Here is a 22,020-nt window from a genome sequence, read left to right as displayed (position 1 = left end):
TTTGATGACTCATCTTGTTGTTCGACATTAAATGACAAAGAGTCGCATATTATGGCAATATCATCCACCATTCTTCCTATTATGAGCGAAAATTGTAAAAAAAGTTTATGGATTAATGTTAGCAAGCCATTATGCTTTTTACATATTCATAAATTTATATCCAACCCCCCATACGGTTTTGATAAACATCGGCTGCTTGGAATCCTGCTCTATTTTCTTGCGTAAATTCCCGATATGCACGTCGATGGCACGGTCGTTCACGAAGGAGTCAAATCCGCGTACCGCGTTGATCAGCTCCTCCCTGCTGTATACCTTCCCGGGGTTGGCTACGAACAGCTTCATAATTTCAAATTCGGAAAACGTCGTATCGACGTGCTGTCCGTTCACATACAGCGATCTTTTCTCATAATTCAAAAAGATTTGGTTCGATGTGACGCTCTCTGCTCCAGGATTTTTAATTTGATGATTGTAATACGTTCTTCGGATCATTGCCGCTACCTTAGCCGACAGCTCCCTCATGCTGAACGGCTTGCATAAATAATCGTCGGCGCCGGCATGCAGCGCGTTCACCCGGTCCATGACCTCGGTTTTCATGGACACGACGAGAATGGGAACCGTCGATATTTTGCGGACTTCTCCGCACAATTGAATTCCGCTAATATCAGGCAGCACCATGTCGAGCAGTACAATATCAGGATCGAACTCTTCCAAAAGCGTCAGCGCCTCTTTTCCGCTCTCGGTGCGGTGAACCGTATAGCCTTCTTCGGATAAATACATGGAAAGCATGTCCCCGATAATAATGTCATCTTCAACAATAAATACTTTGTGCATGAACGCTCACCTTTTAGCAAGATAAATGAAGTTAATTTTTTGAATTGTAAATCTTTTGCTCAAACTTTCCTTACATTTTAGGATTTCTTTCCCTACTCGTTCCAGCCGTTCAAGGAAGCCAGAATATCCGCAAGCTCCCGCTCGAGCCCTGCAAGCTCCTGCTCCCAATCGCTGTCCGCTTCTTCCGCAAGCTTGGCATCCATGGCAGATGCGAGCTCGAATAGCTGATCCGCCGCCAAATTGCCGGCAACTCCCTTCAGAGAATGGATGCTTCGCCGTACGTTATCGAGCTGTCCGTTCTCCAGCTGGGTGCTCAGCTTCTCCGTAAAATGGCGGTATTCCATCTGAAATTGATTAAGGATATGTATCAATATCGGCATCCTGCCGTTCAACCGGTGCAGTACACGCTCCAAATCCATGCCGTGAACCTCAGGGAGCTGCTGCTGTCCGTTCCTTTCACCATCGGGTTTCGTCTCTTCCGGCTCTGGAACATCGGGGCGCTCCCCTGCGTCCTGCGTCCGTACGCCCGTCCATTTGTCCAGCATTCGGGCCAATTCCTCCGCATCGATAGGCTTGCTCAGAATATCGTTCATCCCGGATTCGAAGCATAGCTCCCGCTCCCTGGCCATCGCACTGGCGGTCAAGGCAATAATGGGAAGGTCGTCATAGCGGCGGTCTGCCCTGAGCCTGCGAACAGCCTCATATCCATCCATCTCGGGCATATGAATGTCCATAAACAGAAGGTCCCATTTCAATTGCTCGGCATAATGTAATGCTTCTCTGCCGTCACGCGCCACCGTCACTTCGAACCCTTCACTCTGCAGCAGCTCAACGGCCACCTGCTGATTGATCTCATTATCTTCAGCAAGCAGGATTCGTCCCCGGCGGCAAGCACAAGGAGGTCTTGGCTGCGTGGCAGGCTCGGGCGCCTGAGCCTTGATACCCGGCGGTGCTTCAAGCACAGACCGGATCGCTTGCGATAGTCCCAGCCGGTTCAGAGGCTTTACCAAAATATTGTCGGGCCGCTCGTGTTCCTGCATCCGAAGCAGCTCTTCCCTGCCGTAGATCGAGGTCATCGCAATGGTTCGGGTATCGACGAATTCAGCCTTTTCCTTCCATTCAAGCCAGGTCTCCGGACCGTACATATCCTCGGCCTCCATATCGAGCAGAACGGCATGAACAGGGTTATGCTTACCGCAGGCGGCCAGCAGCCTGGCTCCTTCAGCCCATGAAGCGGCACATAGAACTTCGAGCGCAAGCGAACCAAGCAGCTCCTTGAGCTTGCTTCGAATGAAGGGATTATCCTCTACGACAAGAATCCGGTATGCAGATGGACCGGCCGTAAGCTCCAGCTTCTCATTCTTCGCCGAGGCAGCCCTCTCAAAGTACAGCGTGAACGTAAAACAGCTCCCTACTCCTTCCTTGCTGGTTACGGAGATAGAGCCCCCCATCATTTCTACGAGATTTTTGGAAATGACCAGACCGAGGCCGGTTCCTCCATATTTCCTGCTGGTTGAGCCGTCCGCTTGGGAGAATGGCTCGAACAGCTTGCTTAAATGCTCCTTTTGAATGCCTATCCCTGAATCAGCGACAGAAAATGCGATAAACATCCCTCTGCTGTCCGCTTCCAGCAGGGTCAGCGTGATCGTAATGACACCTTGCTTGGTAAATTTAATGGCATTGCTGCACAAGTTAAGCAAAACCTGCTCCAGCCGGAGCGGGTCCCCCATCAGGGCATCCGGAAGCTCCTCCGGAGTGTCGATGATAATATCAATCGGCTCTTTTCCAAGAAGCACGCTCATCATATCCGATAAATTGCGTATGATTTCGTGTATATTGAAGCATACCTTTTCCAATTCCAGCTTACCTGCCTCCACCTTGGAGTAATCCAGGATGTCATTTACAATCCGAAGCAGCGTGTTGGAGGAGGCCAAAATTTTATGGCCGTATTCTTTCTGAGCCGCACTCATTTCCGTTCTCAGCATAATCTGGGCGAATCCGATAATGCCGTTTAACGGCGTACGGATTTCATGGCTCATCCTGGCCAGGAATAGGCTTTTCGCTTCATTGGCGTCATCGGCCTCCTGTTTGGCCTGCAGCATTTCCGCCCAAATCCGGTTGTATTCCGAGATATCCCGGGCAATGACGGAATAATAAACGACCCTTTGGGATTTATCCCTGTGGGCTACTACAATAAGAGACATGGGTACCTTCCGGCCGTCCGTCGTGACGATATCGGATTTCGTTTCCCAATACCCCTTATCGCGCACCCGGTGCAGCCCTCTGATATAAATTCGGAAGGTGCCGTTATCCAGATACTGCCTGGCTTCCTTCGTGCGCTCATCCAGCTGCGGAATGCCGATAATCTCCATCCCCGCCGGATTCATATAAAATATATTTCCTTGCGTATCAATGGAAGCGATTAAGTCTTTGGCCGCGTCTAAGATGCTTAACAAGCGGTTGCGAGTATCCTCGGTCTGCTTGTACAAGCGTATATCGTGCGCAATGCCGACGTAACCGGTCACCGATCCATGCTGGTCCCGCATGGGACTCACGTTCAAATTAACAGGAAACCGGGTCCCGTTCTTATGAATATATGTCCATTCGTAATCCTTCGGATCATGTCTGGGCGATTTGGTCAAAAACACGGATATATCCGGCTTAACCAAAACTCCGAGCTCTTCGGTCAGACGCTTCGCGCGTTCCTCCAGCTCTTGCCGGTCATGCAAAAGAAATACGCTCTCTTTAAAAATAACCTCGTCCGCGCTGTAACCCAGTATCGTCTCTGCTCTGCGGTTAAAATAGGTGATCTTGTAATCCGTATTAATAACGATTATAGCGTAATCATTCTGATTAATAATCGCATTTAACCTTTCGAACAGGTTGCGGAGATTATCCACCATCCCGTTTACCGATTGGGCCAGTGCACCGATCTCATCCTTGGAGCGGAACAAAACCGGACTCACCTTCAGATTGCCGCCGGCTACATTTTCGGTGACGTTCAATATTTGGCGAATACGGGCAACCATTTTGTTCAGCAAGTAGAACATGATGATGCCAAGGATAATTTCTGTAAAAATTACGCTAAGGACCGTGCGCCAAAAAAGAGATTGCAGCGGCTTCTGAAACGATTCCATCAGCACGCAGACCGCCATGTACCATTTGGTCCCGGGTACCTCGGAATAGAAGATAAGAGCAGGCTCTCCCTTTACCTCGGTCTCGACAAAGCCGTGGCGGTTCTGAACAAGCTCAGGGACAATCGGCTGAAACGGAGAATCCGAATCCAGCACGTTGGAGTGTAAAATTTTGCTATGATCCGGATGGTAAATGATCGTACCGTCCCTCTCGAATAACACGGTAACGTCGGACGGCCCAACCATATAATTGGTGAAGCCGTTGAAGACCTTGTCTGTCGGAAGATCCGCTTCCAGTACTTCCTTAATTTTGTAATCATTATCGAAAATAGGAACCTGCATCGTAATAATCAGCTTTCCATCCGTACTGCGAACAAATGGATTGGATACGATATCATTTCCTCGCAAAACCTCGTTAAACGTAGCCTCATCCGCAATATGCAGCGTCTCCCCGCTGATCATCCTCAGCTTCCCCGACGCATCGCTGATGCCGAAAGAGGTAAACATCCCTGTCGAGCGGTCCCTCTCTCTCAGCAAATAGTCCAGCCGATCCTTATCCTCGCCGAACCGAATCAGATCGCTGTGGCTGATCACCTTCACTTCAGCCAATCGGTTCGATATCCAGGTGGTCAAGTCTTGCGCTTGCGTTTGGACCTTGGCCCGGGAATTATCCTTGAGCGATTGAAAGATGGTCATCTTGGCGGCATTGTAATTGCTCCAGCCCACCAACGATAACGAAATGCTAGTAATAAGGAGAAACAGTACGCTAATCCGTACCCTCAGCGACGCCCTCATAGCTCCCCCTTCGTGTGACAGTATATTTTGAATGTATGGTATGGATTCTATGATAGTCTCATTATAACCCTGCCCCGCGTTTTATCCTACAGCCGCAAGCGATTTTCGACAACAAATTCGGTAACTTTTTCTAATGGGGGTAAGGCAAATCGCGGGGGAAATAGAGAGGACCGGACCTCCCGCCGGGGGCGCGAGGTCCAGTACGCAAAACGAGGCTTAGAGGCTTAGCAGGCCGAGATCCAGCTTTTAAGCGTATGAAGATCATCCAAAGCGGCTTGATACAGCTTCTCGCGCTCTTCTCCCGGTCCTGTGCCCTCGACGAATTCCAAAGTGTAGGAGCCCTGAAAGCCGGCCTTCTTCATAAGCTCTAGCTTCCCGGCGATTTCTTCCGGATTGGAGCTTAACCGCCGGAAGGTTTGGCCTCCATAACGGTATTGAACATGCGCGTGAGTAATCGCCGGGCCCAAATGCTCGAACCAGTCCTCCAGCGGCCCCAGGCAATGGAACGGATGGATGATCGCCTCACAGCGATCCATAGCCTTCATCGCCGCTGCCGCCGCCCGCGGCTCCTCCATCACGGTATTCGGATGACACTCGCACAATAGACGGCATGGCTCGGGAAGCAGCTGGACCCATTCATTCCAGTTGCGGATGTACGTGTCCAGCATGCCCTGCTCGCGTCCGAAATTGAACTTGACCGCTTGGGCGCCCAGCTTGGCGATAAGCTGCGCAGCCTGCCGACGCTCTTCCTCCGCCCCGTCCTCGAACGACACATACGAATTATAGACCGATACGGGCATCGTGGATGAGGCCAGCCGTTCCAGCTCGGCTCCGCCGCATAAAGCCGCATGATTCTCCCACAATTCCAAACCGTCAAACCCGTCCTGCTTCAGGCGCTCTATCCACTCGCTGACAAGATAGGAAGGCTCCTTGCCTGCAGCCCAGCGATTTCGTTCAAGAAGTATCGTGCCGAAATAAACCTCACCTTCATGACGTCTCATCTTCTTATTCATCTCCCTTGGTTAGCATGCCTTATCCCCGTTACTTCTTCCTGTGCCTCCCGTTTTCCTTCTTGCCGTGCTTTATTCCTTTCGATCAGGCTATCGCGGCATCAAAACAAGAATAAGCCTTCAATCCCGAATAGGAACTGAAGGCTTACGATTATGATTATGATTAGGGTTACAGCTGTACGGCGTCTTCCTTCACTTCAGCTCCGCGCACGACGGAGTCTTGCGTAAGGGACGGTATTTGAGTGCAGCGGATTTGCTCCGAGCCTTCTCCCGTAACGTGCAGGAATACATCGTGGCGGCCCTTGGACACGACTTGCTCAAGCTGCAAATTCCGGCTGTTGTGAACGCGAACGACCGGCCCGTTCTCCGGTACGACGGTCAATTCCCGCATCGAGATGTTCTCGGCATTCGTACATTCGATCGCCTGCTTCGCTTCGATGGAAACCCGATTCAGATGGATGGAGCGAATCGGCATCTCCGGCAGGCCTTTCAGATGAATGCCGACCTCTGCACCCGCACAGACCGTATCCTCAATGAAGATGTCGCGGAATTGAGGCGTGCCTTCATTGATTTCTGCACGGGCATCGGGATCTCCCTTGACTTCATAGTACATATTGAAGGTAATCGCTTCACGGGCGATATCCTTCATCCGGATATTGCGAATATAGATTTGCTCTACCGTTCCTCCGCGGCCCCGGGTGCTCTTGAAGCGGAGCCCGACATCCGTTCCGATGAACGAGCAGTTCGAGACGAGCAGGTTGCGTACGCCCCCTGACATTTCACTGCCGATAACGAATCCGCCGTGACCGTGGTACACGGTGCAGTCGCGAACTACAACATATTCGCAAGGCTTGCCCAGCTTGCGGCCCTCCTCGTTTTTACCCGATTTGATGCAGATGGCATCATCGCCGACATCAAAGACGGAATGAGTAACCTCCGCATAGCGGCATGATTCCAGATCCAGGCCGTCGCCGTTCTGCGAATACCACGGGTTGCGAACCGTGATATTGCGGATTGTGATGTGCTCGCTTACCCATGGATGCAAGCACCATCCGGGCGAATTCTGGAACGTCGGCCCGTCCAGCAGGATGCGGCTGCAGCTGCGCAGGCTGAGCAGCACCGGGCGCAGATAGGATTTCACAGGCTCGTAATCCTGGATGGACGTTGATCCCTGCTTACGCAGCGCTTCGACTGTCGCGGCCCCGTTCATGGCGGCTTCCGTCGGCCACCAAATCTCGCCGTCCGCGTCCACCGCTCCGCCAGAGGCAAGCAGCTTCTTCCATTGCATGTCCGTCATCTTGAAGCGTTTTACCGGGCGCCAGGCATCCCCCGAGCCGTCGAAGATTCCGTGACCGGTAATCGCGATATCCTCCAGCTGCTCCCCGTACAACGGAGACATGCAGCGAACCGACGGCAACCCTTCAAAATTAGATTCGATCAGCGGGTAATCGGAATAGTTCGGGCTGAAGCGAATGACAGCCCCGTGCTCCGTATGTAAACGAATCCGGCTCTTCAGGACGATCGGCCCTGTCAGCCATACTCCGGAAGGAATGATAACCGTTCCTCCGCCCGCAGCAGCGCAGGCCTCTATCGCGGCTGCGATCGCTGCCGTATTCATAGTCACACCATCTCCGCAGGCTCCGAAATCGGTGATGGTTACGCTTCGTTCCGGTATATTCGGAAGCGCAATTTCAGGCATGTCAAACGGCGCTTTACCATCGCTGCCAACGGCTGAATTTGCAAACTTGTTCAATGCAGTTTTCCTCCTAATACAATGTAATTACAGAGCAATGCCTCTTTCATTCCGGTATATCATAGCAACGGATACCGCTATCCACAATAATCTCTATCTCAGTATTTATCCAAATTAGAGCAAAAACCGGGCCGTTATCGGGCTTTTGACCGATTCCCAGCAAGCCATGCGGCTACTGGGGTTCCGGCCGCTCCAGCCTTTCGTGATGCGTATAAACATTAAAAGAATCGCCGCGGATGAAGCCGACCACCGTAATTCCCAGATCATCCGCGAGCTGAAGGGCAAGCTGCGTCGGAGCCGATTTGGATAACAGAACGCCCACCCCGATCTTGGCGGTCTTCAGCAGTACCTCGGACGAGACGCGTCCGCTGAACACGAGCACCTTGCCTTTCAGAGGAATTCGGTGCTGCAGGCAGTGACCATAAATTTTATCCAAGGCGTTGTGCCGCCCGATGTCGGAGCGGACGACCAGCAGCTCCTCCGTGCTGGCAAGTGCCGCATTATGGACGCCGCCCGTGCTGCGAAAGTCGGAGGAGCATTGCTGAAGCTCGCGCATTAATGCAAGACATTGCTCCGCCTTGACGGTCATTCGGGAAGTTATCGTTTTGGCCGTCCTGGCATCGTTATGGAAATAAAACTGACGGCTTTTGCCGCAGCAGGAGCCGATAAATCGTTTGTTGTACCAATCCTTGCCCGTATTTTGGGGAGCTGCAAGCTCCACATCGGCAAAGCCGCGGTCCGCGTCCAAGGACAGCCTGCGGATCTCCTCCACCGACCGGATCATCCCTTCGGAAGCCAGAAATCCGACAACCATATCGTCCAGGTCGGAGGGAGAGCAGACGATCGTTGCGAATTCCTCGCCGTCCACCCTGACCGTCAGAGGATACTCCGCAGCCACCTCGTCCTCCCGCTCCTGCAGCCGGCCTCCATCATACTTCAATATCTTCCAGCCCGCCGTCACCGATTTCTCCATGCTCCGTCACTCCATTTCCGTCTCCAGCTCCGCAATCCGTTTCTCCACATACCGGGTATCCTTAAAGGCATGATACGTCTCCGCTTTCTCGACCACGGCCGCAATATTGTATTCCGGTATCCCTGCATGAGGCTCATAGACCCCTTTGGGGATCAGGCTGTTGCCCTCAGGCCAATGTACCTCGATATTACCCCTCCGGATGGGTATCGGCTTGCATCGCCCGTGCATCAGCCCATGGCGGTTATAGACCACGACGGCGTCTCCTGCCCGCAGGCCGATACTTCCGGCGTCCTCCTCGTTCATAAGCACATCATAGCGGTCTGCGTTGTTGAACGGATCCGTCTCGCTATAGATCATCGAATTAAACTGCTTGCCGCGGCGTGTCGTCACCATGAAATGCCCTTCGGGCTTGCGAAGCTCCGGCAGCTCAATCGGGATCAGCTGCCCGCGGCCGTCCGGTGTCGGACAAATCCCGTCCTCGCACAGCCAGGCTCCGCCCCATTGGAAGACGTCCCCCCGGTTCGCCAGATGCTGGATGCCGTCATAGTAGGGCACCGCCCTGGCGATCTCCTCCCGGATCTGCTGCGCTGTGGCAAAGCCCACCTTCTGCTGGTGCTGCGGGTCCACCCGGGCCGCAAGCTCGGCATAGATCGCCCATTCGGCGCGCACTTCTCCTATTCTCGGCCCGTCGATCTCGGGAGAGAAATAGACCATCCGTTCCGTTGAGGTGGACGTGCCTCCTCCCGGCTGCTCGTACCGGGTCATCGCCGGAAGCACAATAACCGCTTCACGCGCCTCCGCGAGCGTGGACGTATTCAGCACGATATCCTGATGGACGCGGATATCGATCTGCTCCAGGCACCGCCTTATAAACTCCGGGTCCGGCATCGTCTCCAGGAAATTACCGCCGGACGTGTAGAATACTTTGAGTCTACGCTCGTGATCCTCCGGCAGAAGCGCATTCTCCAACGAAACGCCCACGATATCCCCCTGCCACTTTGGCAGCTCAAAGCCCCACAGACGTTCGATACGCTCTACGTCCCCTGCTTTGTAATCACCGCCCGGCAAGCTGAACGGGTCTGCCCCCATCTCCCCGGAGCCTTGCACGCCGCTATGACCGCGAATCGGCATCAAGCCGCAGTGTTCTCTGCCGAGAAACCCTCGGAGCAGAGCCAAATTCGCAACCTGTGATATATTATCCGTTCCGAACCGGTGCTGGGTCAGCCCCATACTCCAGACGAATACCGCCGAACGGGCGCCGGACAGCAGCCGGGCGAACTCGAGCATTCGTTCCCGGCTCAGGCCAGAGGACTTCTCCAGCAGAGCCCAGTCCTGCTTCATTACATGCGCCCTCAGCTCGTCGTACCCCTTCGTATGCTCGCGGACAAAGGCATGGTCGATTGCGCTGCCCGGCTGCGCTTCCTCCATCTCGAACCAATGCTTCATCACGCCGTTCATAAAGGCGATGTCCCCTCCGATATGAACCTGATAGAAGTCGTCGGCCAGCTTTGTTCCAAACAAGGCCGATTCCGGAATAGAAGGAATCCAATATTGCTCCATGGAAGGCTCATAATACGGATTGATGACGATAATTTTCGTCCCCTTGCGCTTGGCCGCATACATATATTTGGTCGAGACAGGCTGGTTGTTCGCCGCTACGCTCCCCCAAAACACCAGCACGTCGGTACCGATCCAGTCCTTATAGTTACAGCTGGAGGCACCGATGCCTACGGACCGCTTCAAAGCCGTCTTCGACGGGGAATGGCATATCCTTGAAGCGTTATCGATATTATTTGTGCCGAGCAGCCGGGCTACCTTGGCCGCGGCGTAATAGCATTCGTTCGTAATCCCCCGCGCTGTTAAGTAGAAGGCAAGCTGCTTGGGGTCGATCTCCCTGATTTTGCCGGCAATCGTATCTAGCGCCTCATCCCAGGATATTCGGGAGAATCGGGTCTCTCCTTTCCGGCGAATAAGCGGATAAGGCAGCCTGCCGAGCTTGCGCAGAGCCGTGCTGTCGAGCTTAGCCAGCTCGCTGATATCCTGATGAAGCACCTCAGGCCGAATCGGAGGCATAGTGTTCAGCCTGAGCACGTTCAGCCTTGTCGTGCACAGATGCGGCCCCTCCAGCGTCCGGTCGTACAAGCCGGAGACGCCGAGCGCACATCCGTCGCACACTCCTTGCGTTAAAATCCGGTAAGCGTACGGCAGCTGATCGCGATTTTCCCAAGCAATCTTCAAGGTTTCCTTAATATGATGCGGCTTTACCCGCCCAAGCCCGAACGGCGCCTTGCTGACCCACAGCTTCGGATCAGGCTGCTTCGGCAGCCGGACCGGACCGTTATGCTTCGTTCTTCCCATCTACTCTCCACCTCTGTCCAAGTTTATGCGCGTTCCGGCAAAGAAAAAACCGCAGCAGACAGCCCTCTTTTTACAATGCATAAAAAAAGGGAAGGTCTACTGCGGCGGTTAGTCTTAAGCAGGTGCGCTGCCAAGTGCCAACGGCACAATATGAAATTATTTCTCGGCAAATTTGCTTTGAATATCCTGATCAAAAACGAAAATGGACATGCCAAAGTCTTTTTCCAGATCAATGTCGACGAACAGCTCCACAAATTTAGCCCCAAGCAGCTGCTCCATCTCTACCGGCGGATGGTTCTTGTACATTTCCTTCACCATCTCCGTTCGGGCGGTCCGCAGAGCCTGCTTGCCGTCGGTGCCGGAAGCAATAAATTTCTCAACCGGTGAAAGGTTGCCGTCCATCTCGCAGATCGCCCAATGCTTGCAGAAGGTCGTGCGGATTTCGCGGGGGCCTTTGCCCATATGGCGTTTTCGAAACGCTTTCACTAAATTGCTGAATTCCGCTTCGGTTTTGTTCATACATGGATAACCTCATTTACTTATCTTCAACCAAATTTTATCACGGAGGCCGGCTTTGTTCAATCCCAATACAAAATCGGCCTCCCCGCCATTACAGCGCATGAAGCCGATTCCGCATTTCATCTATTTCGATTCCTAATGGAGTTCTTACCTTCTATACGAGAGCTCTTCCTGAAACGATTACTGAGCATACTCGCTCTTTCCGGAATCGCCCCTGAATTGCTGCTTTAAAGGGATCATGGATTCGTCCGGAACGTAATATTTGAACGGATTATCATCAATCACACCCAGCAGCTGCTTGCGGATTGGCGATGCATCCTTTAAGAGTTTTTCCGATGCAGTTCGATAATCAATGGGTCGCATCCAAATCGGGCTGTAGCCTAGAAACAGCTGTCTCCGTGTAAAGCCGGAACGGTTAGGCGCACCGGCATGCCACAAATTTTGCGGAAAAATAAACACATCGCCGGGATTGCCGCAGATTTGGACTTCCTCCTGAAGCATATCGTCCACATTTTGCGAAACCGGCTGAAACGGCCGATTATGAGAGCCCGGGATGATCTTGGTGTTACCGCGATCAGGCTCGGACATATCGCTTAGGATATAGCATGTTTTAATATAGTAGGTGGACGTAACCCCATTGATTTTGGGAAACTGGGGGTGCGGGCCATCCTGATGCCAGTTAATGAAGCTTTGCGATGCTGTTTTCTCATCCTGCGGATTCGGCTTGCGGATGGTCAAATGCGAAATATGCAGTTGAAGATTAGGGCCCAGTAATTGAACCATGAGCGGAAGCAAAGTCGGCTCGTCGATCAAGGATGCGATTTCTTCGTGACGCTCGACACTGTTATAGATGTTATAAGCAAGAGCCTCCGGTTCTTGCGCAATGATTCCATCAATGGCCGCATTTAACCGTTCCACCTTCTCCGGTGTCAACACATTGCGCAGTACCAGGTATCCCTGATCCTGGAATTGGTTCACAAGGGCTTGCAAATCTAAGGACGACGAAGTCATGGAATAACACTCCTCTTTTATTATCATTTGCGAAAGGGAGCCGCGGGGCTCCCGCCTCGTACAGTCCAATGGCTATTTTAAATACCCGAGATCCTTAAGCTGCTTCTGCGCCGCATCCATATAGGCTTTATAATTCATCGACGTTTCGAGCGTTTTGAGGAAGCTGTCATACTCGCTAAGCGGTCGTTTGCCATAGATAAACTTCGCCAGCTCTTCTTCAATATACCGGTTCGCGTCTGCGGCATTATAGCCGTTCGGATAATCGACGAAGCCGTTCAGCGCCTGAATTCGCGGCTGCTTGTTGGCAAACTCGATAAAAGGAGCCTGCTTGGCGAACTTGACCTGCAAATATTCCATTTCCGGCCGTCCGGTGAACTGATACAACCAGAAGTACCCGCCTTCCTTGTTCATCAAATCCGTCGGAATGACCTTCGAGCCCTCCATGTTGTAATGCTTGCCTTTAACGCCATATTGCACGAGCAAAGATCCTGTATCCTTGGTAGATACATAGTTAAGCAAATCGAATACCTTCTGCAGCTTCTCCGGATTTTTCTCCAGAGTCTTGGGTATGGCGAACAATCCCGCCGTTTTCCCGATATCCCATGAGCTAGCCACCTGGCCTCCAGGCCCTTTCACCGCATCGACCTGAACCCAGTTCGCATTCGGATTCACCGCTTTAATCTGATCTACGAACTGATCCTTCGTCATATTCGGCCAGTCAATATAAATGATCCCCGCCTGCCCTTTGATCGCCTTTTGCTGGTGCTGCAGCCCGGAATTCGCCATCAGCTCGGGATCTACCGCACCCGATGCCGTCAGCTTGTTAATGAACGTAAGAGCCTCCTTCATAGCAGGGTCGTACAGCGAATTGATCAGCTTATTGTCTTTCACGTAGAGGCTCGGGACATTTTCGGAGAACCCGATTCCATAAGCGCCGAAGATCGTATTGAATGCTCCGAATTTACCGCCAGTGATCCCAATCGTGTCCTTCTTGCCGTTGCTGTCCGGATCTTTCTCCACGAATGCTTTGGCAGCCTCGAACAGCTCATCGGTCGTCTTCGGGATCTGCATACCAAGCTTATCGAGCCAATCCTTACGGATAAAATACGTATCGTACGGGATTTGAGGCGTTTTGGAGACGGCATATACTTTGCCGTTCATCGTCCCTTTTTTCAGGCTTTCTGCCCCTATAAAGTCTTTGACTGTTTTCAGCTTCGAATCCATATACGGCGTCAAATCAAGCAGCAGGCCTTGATCGGAAAACTGCTTCAGCTGCTGACGGTCTACCATGAACAAATCGGGGAAATTAGCGGAGGCCATTCGGACATTGAGCTGATTCTTATAATCGTCCCCGGACGCGTATACCGTCAAATTCAGATCCGTTCCGAGCACTTTATCCAGCTCCTGCTTAATGATGTCCTGATCGGGAGCAGGCAGGCCATTCGCATTCTCGATAATATCCAGCTTGACCGGCTTCCCCGAGGAAGCCGCTGCGGGCGTATCCTTACCTGCCGCCTGCTGTGCGGGCTTCGCCGTAGATCCGCTGTTACATCCAGCCAGAACGCTGCCGCCGACAATCATCATACTTGCGGAAACAATGAGCGCCTTACTTGTTTTGGTCAATGCCATCCCCTTCTTCCTTTATCTTTGATTAACCTTTGACGGAACCGAGCAGCATGCCTTTGGTAAAGTGCTTTTGAATAAAAGGATAAATGATAATAATAGGTAAGCTCGCCATAACGACCGACGCCATCTGCATCGTTTCGGTAGGCAGCATGTTCTCCGCATTTTCAAGCGGTTGCTGCGTGAGCATCAACAGCTCGCGGATAATGACTTGAAGCGGGAACAAGGTGCGGTCGGTGACATACATGATTGCTTGAAAGAATTCATTCCAATGCCCTACCATGTAAAACAAGCCAACCGTAAGCAGTGAAGGAATCGATAACGGGACAACCATCTGCATCAGAATGCGAAATTCTTTTGCCCCGTCCATCCGGGCCGATTCGAACAGCTCCTCAGGCAAGTTTTCAAAGAAGCTTTTCATAATAAGCACGTTGAAGCTCCACACCGCATTGGGCAAAATCATAGACCATACCGAATCCAGCAGGCCTAGCGATTTAACAACCAGGTAGGTCGGGATCAGCCCTCCGCTGAAAAGCATCGTGAATACGACAAGCAGCAGGAAGACTTGACGGCCGGGCAGCATTTTGCGGCTAAGCGGATAAGCCATCAAAATGGTCAGCGCAAGATTAATCACCGTTCCTACTATGGTAATGTACACCGTCACCCAGAATGCGCGAGGAATAGCGGACTCGGTCAGCAGCTTCTCATAGGCGGTAAACGTCGCCGACTTGGGGAGTAAAATGAATCCCCCATTCTTAAGCACCTCTGAAAAAGGGGTGATCGATACCGAGAAAACATACATGAGGGGAAATATGGCTGCCGCGCCCGCCAAGCCAAGCACCATGTACACCAGTACATTGATGAAGCGATCCTCGAAGCTTTTTACCATATCCCTTCCCCCCATTTCTTGGACAGCTGATTGGAGCCGATAACCAGGATCATGCCGATCACGGACTTGAAGAGCCCTACGGCGGCACCCAAGCTAAAGTTCAGCTGCTGCAGCCCGGTTCTGAACACCCAGGTATCCAAAATATCCGCAACCTGATACACTTGAATGTTATACAAAATATAAATTTGGTCGAAGCCTGCATCCAGAATGGTACCGAGCTTTAAAATAAGCAGAAGCACGATAACGTTGCGAATCCCTGGAATCGTAATATGCCATATCATCCTCAGCCTGCCGGCACCGTCCACTCTTGCAGCTTCATACAGCGTCGGATCGATCGCCGTCATCGCCGCCAAATAAATGATGGCTCCCCAGCCAAGGTCCTTCCATATTTCAGAGCCGACCAGTATCGTCCGGAAATAATCCGTAGAGGTTAAGAACCCGATCGAGCTGCCTCCCGATTCCACTAGCCAGCGGTTGACGAGACCCGAGTTTTGCGAGAATAAAGCAATCAGTACCCCATAAATGATGACCCAGGATAAAAAATGCGGCATGTACGTCAACGTTTGAACGACAGTCCTGAACCAGCGCACCCGGCATTCGTTAAGTAACAGCGCCATGAGAATCGGGGGTACCGTTCCGAAAACCAGCTTATACAGGCTGATGAGTGTCGTGTTCAGCAAAAGCTGAGAAAAGTATGGCGAGTTGAAAAACGTTTGAAAATGTTTGTACCACGGATCCGCCCATGAACTGCCGACAATCCCCTCCAGCATATTGAAATCCTTGAAGGCGATAATAACGCCGTACATCGGAAAATAGCGGAATACAATGTAATACAGGACCCCCGGCAGCAGCATGATATAAAAAGCCCGAAACCCCCATATCCTTCGGCGAAGCAGCTTCAGCCCCTGTTCCTTTTGCTTTATCATCTGTACGTCTTTTATCGAAAGCTGCCGCTCCACAGGATCACCTCCTCTTCATTTTGTATGCGTTTTCTTCTACAAAATTAAGTATACCGACCTGTTCTCAGAGGTTCTATACAGTGATCCTGCGAAACTGTCTCAATTCTTGCAAACGCTTTAATTGGTATGTATATAAGCCGGAATTTCAATCCGAATCAAGGTGCCTACGTCAGGCAAGCTGGCGATACGCAGCCCAAATTGTCCCCCGAAATGAAGCTGGATCCGCTCCTGCACATTCATGATGCCGATGCCGGTAAAGCGGTGCTTGCTGGGCGCCTTTTTGCGTTCGGAGAATACATTCTCCAGCTGATCGGAATCCATCCCTACCCCATTGTCGCGAAGATAAATAATAAGCCGCCCGCGCCGCAGTTCCGTGCGGATTCGGATCATCCCCTGGACCTTCCGCGGAGCTAAGCCATGGAAGATGGCATTTTCCATTAAAGGCTGCAGGGTCAGCTTTAAGATGCTGCAAGACAGCGTCTCAGGAGCAATCTGCATTTGAAAGGTAAACTTATCCCCGTAACGCACCGTTTGAATGTGAGCATACATCCGGAGTCCTTCCAGCTCTTCCTCCAGCGACACGAATTCACTGCTCTTGTCGAAGCTGAACGACAATAAGCCGACCAAAGAACGAATCGTCTCCCGCACGGCATCGGTTTTTTGCTGCTTGGCCAAGCTGCTTATGCAAGCAAGTGTATTATATAAGAAATGCGGCGCAATCTGGCTTTGCAGCATCTTGAGCTCGTACTGTTTCTTGCGCTGCTCCATTTCCTTTGTCTCTACCAGCAGCCCATGGATCCGTTCCATCATCGCGTTATAACTCTTGGCCAGCCGCCCGATCTCATCCTCCCGTTGAACGGATATGCTCGGCAGCACCTCAATATCGCGGACACGGTCCATTTTGGCTACAAGCATACGCACCGGATAAGTAATATAGCGGCTCATGATATAGGAGCTTATCAGCAACAGCAGAATCCATACCGCTGCAGCCGTCCTATAGTTGTTGTATAAACTAATGATGTTTTGATAAAAATAACGGTCTTCGATAAAAGAAACAAAGTACCAGCCAAGCTTATTCATCCCGGACTTGACAGCGACAAGCTTACTTCTTGCTCCGTCTATTTCTGTCACACCTACAGGCAAATCCCCAACCTGCTCGATAAAATCGCTGTTCAGATCCGGCGGAAAAACCTTCGTATTGTACGGCAGCAGATCATAATAAAACATCGGCCAGCTCGTATCGTATGTATTAACCACGTGATTTTTATTCGTAATAATCGTAAAGGTTTGATTCTTGGAGCTCATGAGCTGTAATAGCATGGTCGTTAGCCTCACTAAATCCACTTCCACGACAGCCATCCCTTTCAATTGATCGCCTGCTTTGGACCTAATAGGAAATAGGAAGGCGACCGTCTTGCCTGATAACGGAGATTCATACGGCTCGCTGATCATGACGCCGTAATTTTTACGGGCTTGCTCGTAGAGCTGAGCAAGATGCGGATTGCCGATAATATCGTAATAAACCTGGGTGTTGGACAGCACTTTGCCGTCTGAACGTACGAAATATAAGGTTTTGTACAGTGTGCTGTTATTGGCTGCATAGGTGCGCAGCACATTGACTGCCTCCTCCTCTTGCCCGGGTTCGAACAGATCCTCCCGTGCCGAAAGCAGGAGAAGAATGTTTTGAACATTGTCCAGATAGGCGTCCATATAAAGGTTCGTGCGGTCAATTATCACCTGCGCGTCGGACAGCACCTGCTTCCGGAACAGCTGCTCCGCATCGTGTAAACTGTTCCAAGCCAGCAGCCCGAACAGCACCAGGGTGCCGCTAAAAAGAAACAACGAATGCTTCGTCGCTATGCTTCTGCTTCGAAACCATTTCAACAATCGTTTCATTCCCCGGCACCGCCTTTCTTATATTCCGTTGGAGAAACGCCAGTCCGGCTGCGGAAAAGCACAGAAAAATAGCGATAGCTCGGAATCCCCACTTGCTCGGCAACCTCATATACTTTCAGGCTTGTTGTTTGTAACAGATGAATGGCTTTGTCGATTCGCTTCATCGTCACATATTCATTGAACGACTCGCCTACCTCTTCACGGAATAATCTGCTTAAGTAAAAGGAACTGAGCCCTACCCGTTCCGCGGCCCACGTTAATGTAATCGGTTCTGCGATATGATTGGAGATGAGCTGTATCGCTTGTGCCACTTCTTTGCGATACTTCAGCTTCCCCCGGTTTTCCACCTCCCGAATGACCATCGATAGGAGCTCCGAAGCCGTTCTTGATGCTTGCAGCTTCTGGATAAGCTCCTGCTGTTGAGCATTATCTCGCTCCCCCATCCATTCTTTCCGGTTGGAGATCAGCCACGACTTTAAGCCAGCGGGCTCAGGCCTTACTTGATTCACCCATTCCGTTAGCCGCCCTTGGCAAAATTCGATTAACAGCGCCTTATCGGCCGCTGTCTGTCTCATAAGCTCCGTCAGCATTTCAAAATTTAACGCATTGGATAGAGTTCCATCTACAGCCGATCGTCTGATGGATGGCCGGATCGTTCCTGAAGCCGCTGACATTTCATAAACAGCCCCCCCTGTATCATAGAAAACAGCCGCGGCTGGCAGCTTGGTAAGCTCAATGGCAGACAGCAAGTCAACCGCGGATGAAATGCTAGGCCCAATGACGGCATAGAGGCTTACGGCTTCACTTAAATAAGAGGCCCGCACATCGATGGCGGATTGAAGCCGCTCCAACCACTGCCTGGTTGAGAGCAGTATGGTCGTCCCTGTTTCTGGGGCAGCCCGCTGGATCCATATATAATCCGTCGGTCCAAGCGTTATCCAACGCCAGCACGGATTGTCACGGTCATCGGTAAGCTCCCGCTCACTTAACAAAGACTGGAGCTCATGATGGGCGAACATTTCCTCCTGCGGCCGGACACTGACATGCAGACGGATAATCCTTATTGGCCATAAGACGCCCCAGCTTTTTAAAATGGCATCTATCGCTTCCACCCGTTTTGGTTCTTTGCCTGTGCTGCTTAACAGTCTTGTCAGCTCCCAGCGCTGCCTGTCTATTTCATTGCGCCTATAATTGTACTCCCGCTGAATAGCTTCACGGGCTTTATTCAGCACATGCTCCAGTTCCGTATCCAGCAGGGATACTTTGATCAAATATTCTAAAGCCCCCAGCTTCAATGCTTCCTTGGCATAGGCAAAATCACTATGACAGGTCAAGAGCACAACCTGCGTCAGCGGAAACTCCTGCTTGATCCGCCGAAATAAGTCCATACCATCCATAACGGGCATCGTAATATCTGTAATCACCACATCGGGTCTGAGCTTACGGCACAGCTCCATTGCTTCTTCACCGTTTTCCGCTTCCCCTACAAGCTCGGCAAGGCTGTTGTGCCATGGAAAGAGCCGAAGCTCCTCTCTTAACGGCAGTTCATCGTCTACCACTAACACGGTTAACAATTGCGATGGATGCATCCGCTATCCCTCCCAAGAAGACGCTTACAATCCAATAGTGATCTCATCATAGCATATCGATTTCGGAGCACCTATACAGTAATCTTGTAAAAAAGTATAAAATGCTGTTGAGCTTCGCAACTCTTTCATTTCACGTATTAAAGCAGGACAAATTCGAAGATATCAGTTCTATTTTTTCTAATAGATGCGGCCTGTCTGCTTTGGCCTTCAGTATAAAAACAAAGCGGCTTTCTTCAATCGTAAGGAAGCTGCTGTTGTTTCTATCGCCCAATGTTGGAAGACTTTGTGCCGTGAAATCTGTATAGGCACGTGCTACAATGAAGTGGCTCAAGAGAGCCCGGCAGGATGCACAACGAACCGGGCATGAGCAAACAAACAAAACTATCAGGCCGAAGCTTTCTATGAAAGCACGGGGGACCCATTCCATGGGGTGAAGCCGCGTCTTGCGGCAGGGTGCTTGCTCTTTGACCCGAATCCGTCAGCTAACCTCGCAGGCCGCGAAAAGGAGAGGATTTTGTTGTTGAACCGTTTCAAGAAAGTTGTATTGACAGGTGTACTGGCCCTTAGCCCAATCATCGGCGTTAGCGCCGTTTCCGCCGCACCGGCGAATACTGTGTCTGCTGGCGATTTGTCTCAAATCACTCAACAGTACGGAATCGATCTGAATTCCTTGCTGCAAGGCCAAGGTCAGAATCTAGGAAATATTGATTTGAATTCCTTGTTGAAAGGTCAAGAAGGAAAATGGCAAACGATTGGCTCCGGTAATAACCAAGGGCTGGCAGGAATCATCTGGAAAAACTTCCCTAACATGAACTTTAATTGCAACCCTGGTCAAGGTCAGGACCAAGGTACTACCGGCAATACGGACTCCGGCTCCGGTTCCGGCACTGTAGATAACGGCTCCGATAACGGTAGCGGTACTGCAGATAACAGCGGAACTACCGATAATGGCAGCGGAACTACCGAGAACGGCACTACGAACAATGGCAGCGGAACAGAAAATAACAGCGGTTCCCAAGAAGCTGTAACGGATTCTCAATCCGCCTTCGCGGACCAAGTCGTTACTTTGGTGAACCAAGAGCGTGCCAAAGCAGGTCTTCCTGCATTGACTTCCGACAGCAAATTGGCGAATATGGCCATGGATAAAGCTAAGGACATGTACAGCAACAACTACTTTGACCATACTTCCCCAACGTACGGTTCTCCGTTTGACATGATGAAGCAATACGGAATCAGCTACACCTATGCAGGTGAAAACATCGCCAAAGGCCAACGTAACCCTGAAGAGGTTATGAACGCTTGGATGAACAGCGCTGGTCACCGTCAAAACATCATGAGCCCTAACTACACCAAAATCGGTGTTGCTTACTACAACGGCGAATGGGTACAAGAATTTATCGCGAACTAATATTTCTTAGGATTTCACAGCCCTCGGCGCTTCATGCACCGGGGGCTTTGCCGTACATAGAGATCTTTTTTTTGCCAAGCGCCGAACCATTTTGAAACCGCTTGCATATACATAGAATAGACCCCTTATGAGGTGTTGATGGCTTATCTCAATTTTCGGGAGGTGTAATCATGGCGGTTAAAAATTTGTTGGCTGCGTTGATTGGTCTCTTGTTTGTCTTTGGCCCTCATTGGATTGATTTGACTCACGAAAGCGCCGTTATCACCAGTGTTGTCTTTGGTTCCCTTCAATTCATCGCGTCGCTTCTGGCTTTCATTTTCAAAGCATCGGGCTGGAATTCATGGCTGAATTGGATTTCGCTGTTGGCCGGCATTTGGTTTGTTATTTTTCCCTTCGCTTACTTAACGGGCCTGGGGGAATATGTCATCTACGTCGTACTTGGCATTACAAGCGTCATGCTGAATTATTATACGATGAATGAAGAATAAATAAATTTCCGTTATACTCCTTATAAAAACATTCTGATATACAATCGTCCCCGCTTCGTATATCGTAAGAATAGGCATCTATTCGAATGTAGGAGATGAGGAGTATGGCGCAATCGGAGCAAAGTCCATCAGTAAACGAGGTTTTTCTGCAAGAAAGCATTGAAGCGTTTCAAAGCATGAAGCAATTGGCCGACAAAGCGATGAAGCAAGTGGATGATTCCCAATTTCACTGCCTCCTTGATAAGGAATCGAACTCTCTTGAAGTGATGATTCTTCATATGCACGGCAATATGCTGTCCCGCTGGACGGATTTCTTGACTTCCGACGGGGAAAAGCCTACAAGAGACCGGGACGGCGAATTCGAGCCCAAAGGCTTGGATCGTCCTGCGCTGATGGCGCTGTGGGAGCAGGGCTGGAGCGTATTATTCGATGCGCTTTCCGGGTTAAAGCCAGACGATCTGCTGCGCCAGGTTGCCATTCGCGGCGAAGCCCATACAGTCATCAAAGCGATCCAGCGTCAAGTATCCCACTACGGGTATCATGTCGGCCAAATCGTATTTTTAGCCAAGCACTTGAGCAGTGAGCATTGGCAGACGCTCAGCACTGCCCGCGGACAATCCAAAGCCTTCAAGCCGTGAAAAGCTCCTATAAGCCTGGCCTTTGGCTTCTAGGCTGATTCCGGTACATGCCGGGATTATCGGAATTGAAAGCCGGTCAGGTCCATCAAAATAATTGCTGTAAAAGCTGCAAATTCCAAGGGATTTGCGGCTTTTTTCTATATTCG

The 22,020-nt window shown here is 51.1% G+C and carries 16 protein-coding genes and 1 riboswitch; of the genes, 3 read left to right on the top strand and 13 right to left on the bottom strand.

Annotation, left to right across the window (positions count from 1 at the left end):
- Positions 1–138: 138 nt before the first annotated feature.
- From ABEA66_RS23310 to ABEA66_RS23250, 13 genes are all read right to left on the bottom strand, one after another.
- Positions 139–831, bottom strand: a complete 693-nt coding sequence (locus ABEA66_RS23310; protein WP_079908523.1) for a response regulator transcription factor — start codon at positions 829–831, stop codon at positions 139–141.
- A 92-nt stretch (positions 832–923) separates the two neighbouring features.
- Positions 924–4,760 carry a response regulator gene (locus ABEA66_RS23305; protein ID WP_345591252.1) on the bottom strand — a complete coding sequence of 1,279 codons (3,837 nt, stop codon included), beginning with the start codon at positions 4,758–4,760 and terminating at the stop codon, positions 924–926.
- Between the two features lie 224 nt (positions 4,761–4,984).
- Positions 4,985–5,761, bottom strand: a complete 777-nt coding sequence (locus tag ABEA66_RS23300) for a TIM barrel protein (protein WP_345591250.1) — start codon at positions 5,759–5,761, stop codon at positions 4,985–4,987.
- A 178-nt stretch (positions 5,762–5,939) separates the two neighbouring features.
- Positions 5,940–7,523, bottom strand: coding sequence for a glycoside hydrolase family 28 protein (locus tag ABEA66_RS23295; RefSeq protein ID WP_345591248.1), 1,584 nt, complete (start codon positions 7,521–7,523; stop codon positions 5,940–5,942).
- A 172-nt stretch (positions 7,524–7,695) separates the two neighbouring features.
- Positions 7,696–8,496, bottom strand: a complete 801-nt coding sequence (fdhD, locus tag ABEA66_RS23290; protein ID WP_345591246.1) for a formate dehydrogenase accessory sulfurtransferase FdhD — start codon at positions 8,494–8,496, stop codon at positions 7,696–7,698.
- Between the two features lie 6 nt (positions 8,497–8,502).
- On the bottom strand, positions 8,503–10,854 hold the full coding sequence (locus tag ABEA66_RS23285) for an FdhF/YdeP family oxidoreductase (RefSeq protein WP_345591244.1): 2,352 nt from the start codon (positions 10,852–10,854) through the stop codon (positions 8,503–8,505).
- 156 nt (positions 10,855–11,010) lie between these two features.
- Positions 11,011–11,373 carry a Na-translocating system protein MpsC family protein gene (locus ABEA66_RS23280; protein WP_079908518.1) on the bottom strand — a complete coding sequence of 121 codons (363 nt, stop codon included), beginning with the start codon at positions 11,371–11,373 and terminating at the stop codon, positions 11,011–11,013.
- Positions 11,374–11,553: 180 nt separating this feature from the next.
- Complete coding sequence (locus ABEA66_RS23275) at positions 11,554–12,384, bottom strand: phytanoyl-CoA dioxygenase family protein (RefSeq protein WP_345591240.1); 831 nt, start codon at positions 12,382–12,384, stop codon at positions 11,554–11,556.
- Between the two features lie 72 nt (positions 12,385–12,456).
- The gene (locus ABEA66_RS23270; RefSeq protein ID WP_345591239.1) at positions 12,457–14,013 is read right to left on the bottom strand and encodes an extracellular solute-binding protein; all 1,557 of its coding nucleotides are present in this window, start codon (positions 14,011–14,013) and stop codon (positions 12,457–12,459) included.
- A gap of 22 nt (positions 14,014–14,035) precedes the next feature.
- Positions 14,036–14,896: a carbohydrate ABC transporter permease gene (locus tag ABEA66_RS23265; protein WP_345591238.1), complete on the bottom strand. Its 861-nt coding sequence runs from the start codon at positions 14,894–14,896 to the stop codon at positions 14,036–14,038.
- On the bottom strand, positions 14,890–15,750 hold the full coding sequence (locus tag ABEA66_RS23260) for an ABC transporter permease (RefSeq protein WP_377741466.1): 861 nt from the start codon (positions 15,748–15,750) through the stop codon (positions 14,890–14,892). The genes ABEA66_RS23265 and ABEA66_RS23260 overlap by 7 nt, the downstream gene beginning before the upstream one ends.
- Positions 15,751–15,972: 222 nt before the next feature.
- Positions 15,973–17,751 carry a cache domain-containing sensor histidine kinase gene (locus ABEA66_RS23255; protein WP_345591235.1) on the bottom strand — a complete coding sequence of 593 codons (1,779 nt, stop codon included), beginning with the start codon at positions 17,749–17,751 and terminating at the stop codon, positions 15,973–15,975.
- The gene (locus ABEA66_RS23250; protein WP_345591234.1) at positions 17,748–19,340 is read right to left on the bottom strand and encodes a response regulator; all 1,593 of its coding nucleotides are present in this window, start codon (positions 19,338–19,340) and stop codon (positions 17,748–17,750) included. Before ABEA66_RS23250 ends, ABEA66_RS23255 begins: the two co-directional genes overlap by 4 nt.
- A 377-nt stretch (positions 19,341–19,717) precedes the next feature.
- Positions 19,718–19,852, top strand: a riboswitch (cyclic di-AMP (ydaO/yuaA leader).
- An 8-nt stretch (positions 19,853–19,860) separates the two neighbouring features.
- On the opposite strand from ABEA66_RS23250, the gene ABEA66_RS23245 reads away from it, so the two are divergent.
- The 3 genes from ABEA66_RS23245 to ABEA66_RS23235 all read left to right on the top strand — a co-directional run bounded on the left by ABEA66_RS23245 (position 19,861) and on the right by ABEA66_RS23235 (position 21,874).
- Positions 19,861–20,748 (top strand): CAP domain-containing protein, encoded by an 888-nt coding sequence (locus ABEA66_RS23245; protein ID WP_144027755.1) that lies wholly within the window; start codon positions 19,861–19,863, stop codon positions 20,746–20,748.
- Between the two features lie 170 nt (positions 20,749–20,918).
- Positions 20,919–21,236, top strand: coding sequence for an SPW repeat domain-containing protein (locus ABEA66_RS23240; RefSeq protein WP_079908511.1), 318 nt, complete (start codon positions 20,919–20,921; stop codon positions 21,234–21,236).
- 104 nt (positions 21,237–21,340) lie between these two features.
- A complete protein-coding gene (locus ABEA66_RS23235) occupies positions 21,341–21,874 on the top strand; it encodes a DUF1572 family protein (protein ID WP_079908510.1) in 534 nt (177 codons plus the stop codon).
- Positions 21,875–22,020 lie beyond the last annotated feature (146 nt).

The sequence above is a fragment of the Paenibacillus vulneris genome (genome assembly GCF_039543185.1).
Classification (GTDB): domain Bacteria; phylum Bacillota; class Bacilli; order Paenibacillales; family NBRC-103111; genus Paenibacillus_S; species Paenibacillus_S vulneris.
Note: the sequence above shows the minus strand (reverse complement) of the source record. Positions and strands in the feature narration are given on the sequence as shown.

Coding starts and splice junctions, on each gene's coding strand:
- ABEA66_RS23255 (WP_345591235.1), bottom strand. CDS start 17,751: ATGAAACGATTGTTGAAATGGTTTCGAAGCAGAAGCATAGCGACGAAG.
- ABEA66_RS23300 (WP_345591250.1), bottom strand. CDS start 5,761: ATGAGACGTCATGAAGGTGAGGTTTATTTCGGCACGATACTTCTTGAA.
- ABEA66_RS23305 (WP_345591252.1), bottom strand. CDS start 4,760: ATGAGGGCGTCGCTGAGGGTACGGATTAGCGTACTGTTTCTCCTTATT.
- ABEA66_RS23285 (WP_345591244.1), bottom strand. CDS start 10,854: ATGGGAAGAACGAAGCATAACGGTCCGGTCCGGCTGCCGAAGCAGCCT.
- ABEA66_RS23270 (WP_345591239.1), bottom strand. CDS start 14,013: ATGGCATTGACCAAAACAAGTAAGGCGCTCATTGTTTCCGCAAGTATG.
- ABEA66_RS23235 (WP_079908510.1), top strand. CDS start 21,341: ATGGCGCAATCGGAGCAAAGTCCATCAGTAAACGAGGTTTTTCTGCAA.
- ABEA66_RS23280 (WP_079908518.1), bottom strand. CDS start 11,373: ATGAACAAAACCGAAGCGGAATTCAGCAATTTAGTGAAAGCGTTTCGA.
- ABEA66_RS23310 (WP_079908523.1), bottom strand. CDS start 831: ATGCACAAAGTATTTATTGTTGAAGATGACATTATTATCGGGGACATG.
- fdhD (WP_345591246.1), bottom strand. CDS start 8,496: ATGGAGAAATCGGTGACGGCGGGCTGGAAGATATTGAAGTATGATGGA.
- ABEA66_RS23260 (WP_377741466.1), bottom strand. CDS start 15,750: ATGCTGCTGCCGGGGGTCCTGTATTACATTGTATTCCGCTATTTTCCG.
- ABEA66_RS23265 (WP_345591238.1), bottom strand. CDS start 14,896: ATGGTAAAAAGCTTCGAGGATCGCTTCATCAATGTACTGGTGTACATG.
- ABEA66_RS23275 (WP_345591240.1), bottom strand. CDS start 12,384: ATGACTTCGTCGTCCTTAGATTTGCAAGCCCTTGTGAACCAATTCCAG.
- ABEA66_RS23240 (WP_079908511.1), top strand. CDS start 20,919: ATGGCGGTTAAAAATTTGTTGGCTGCGTTGATTGGTCTCTTGTTTGTC.
- ABEA66_RS23250 (WP_345591234.1), bottom strand. CDS start 19,340: ATGCATCCATCGCAATTGTTAACCGTGTTAGTGGTAGACGATGAACTG.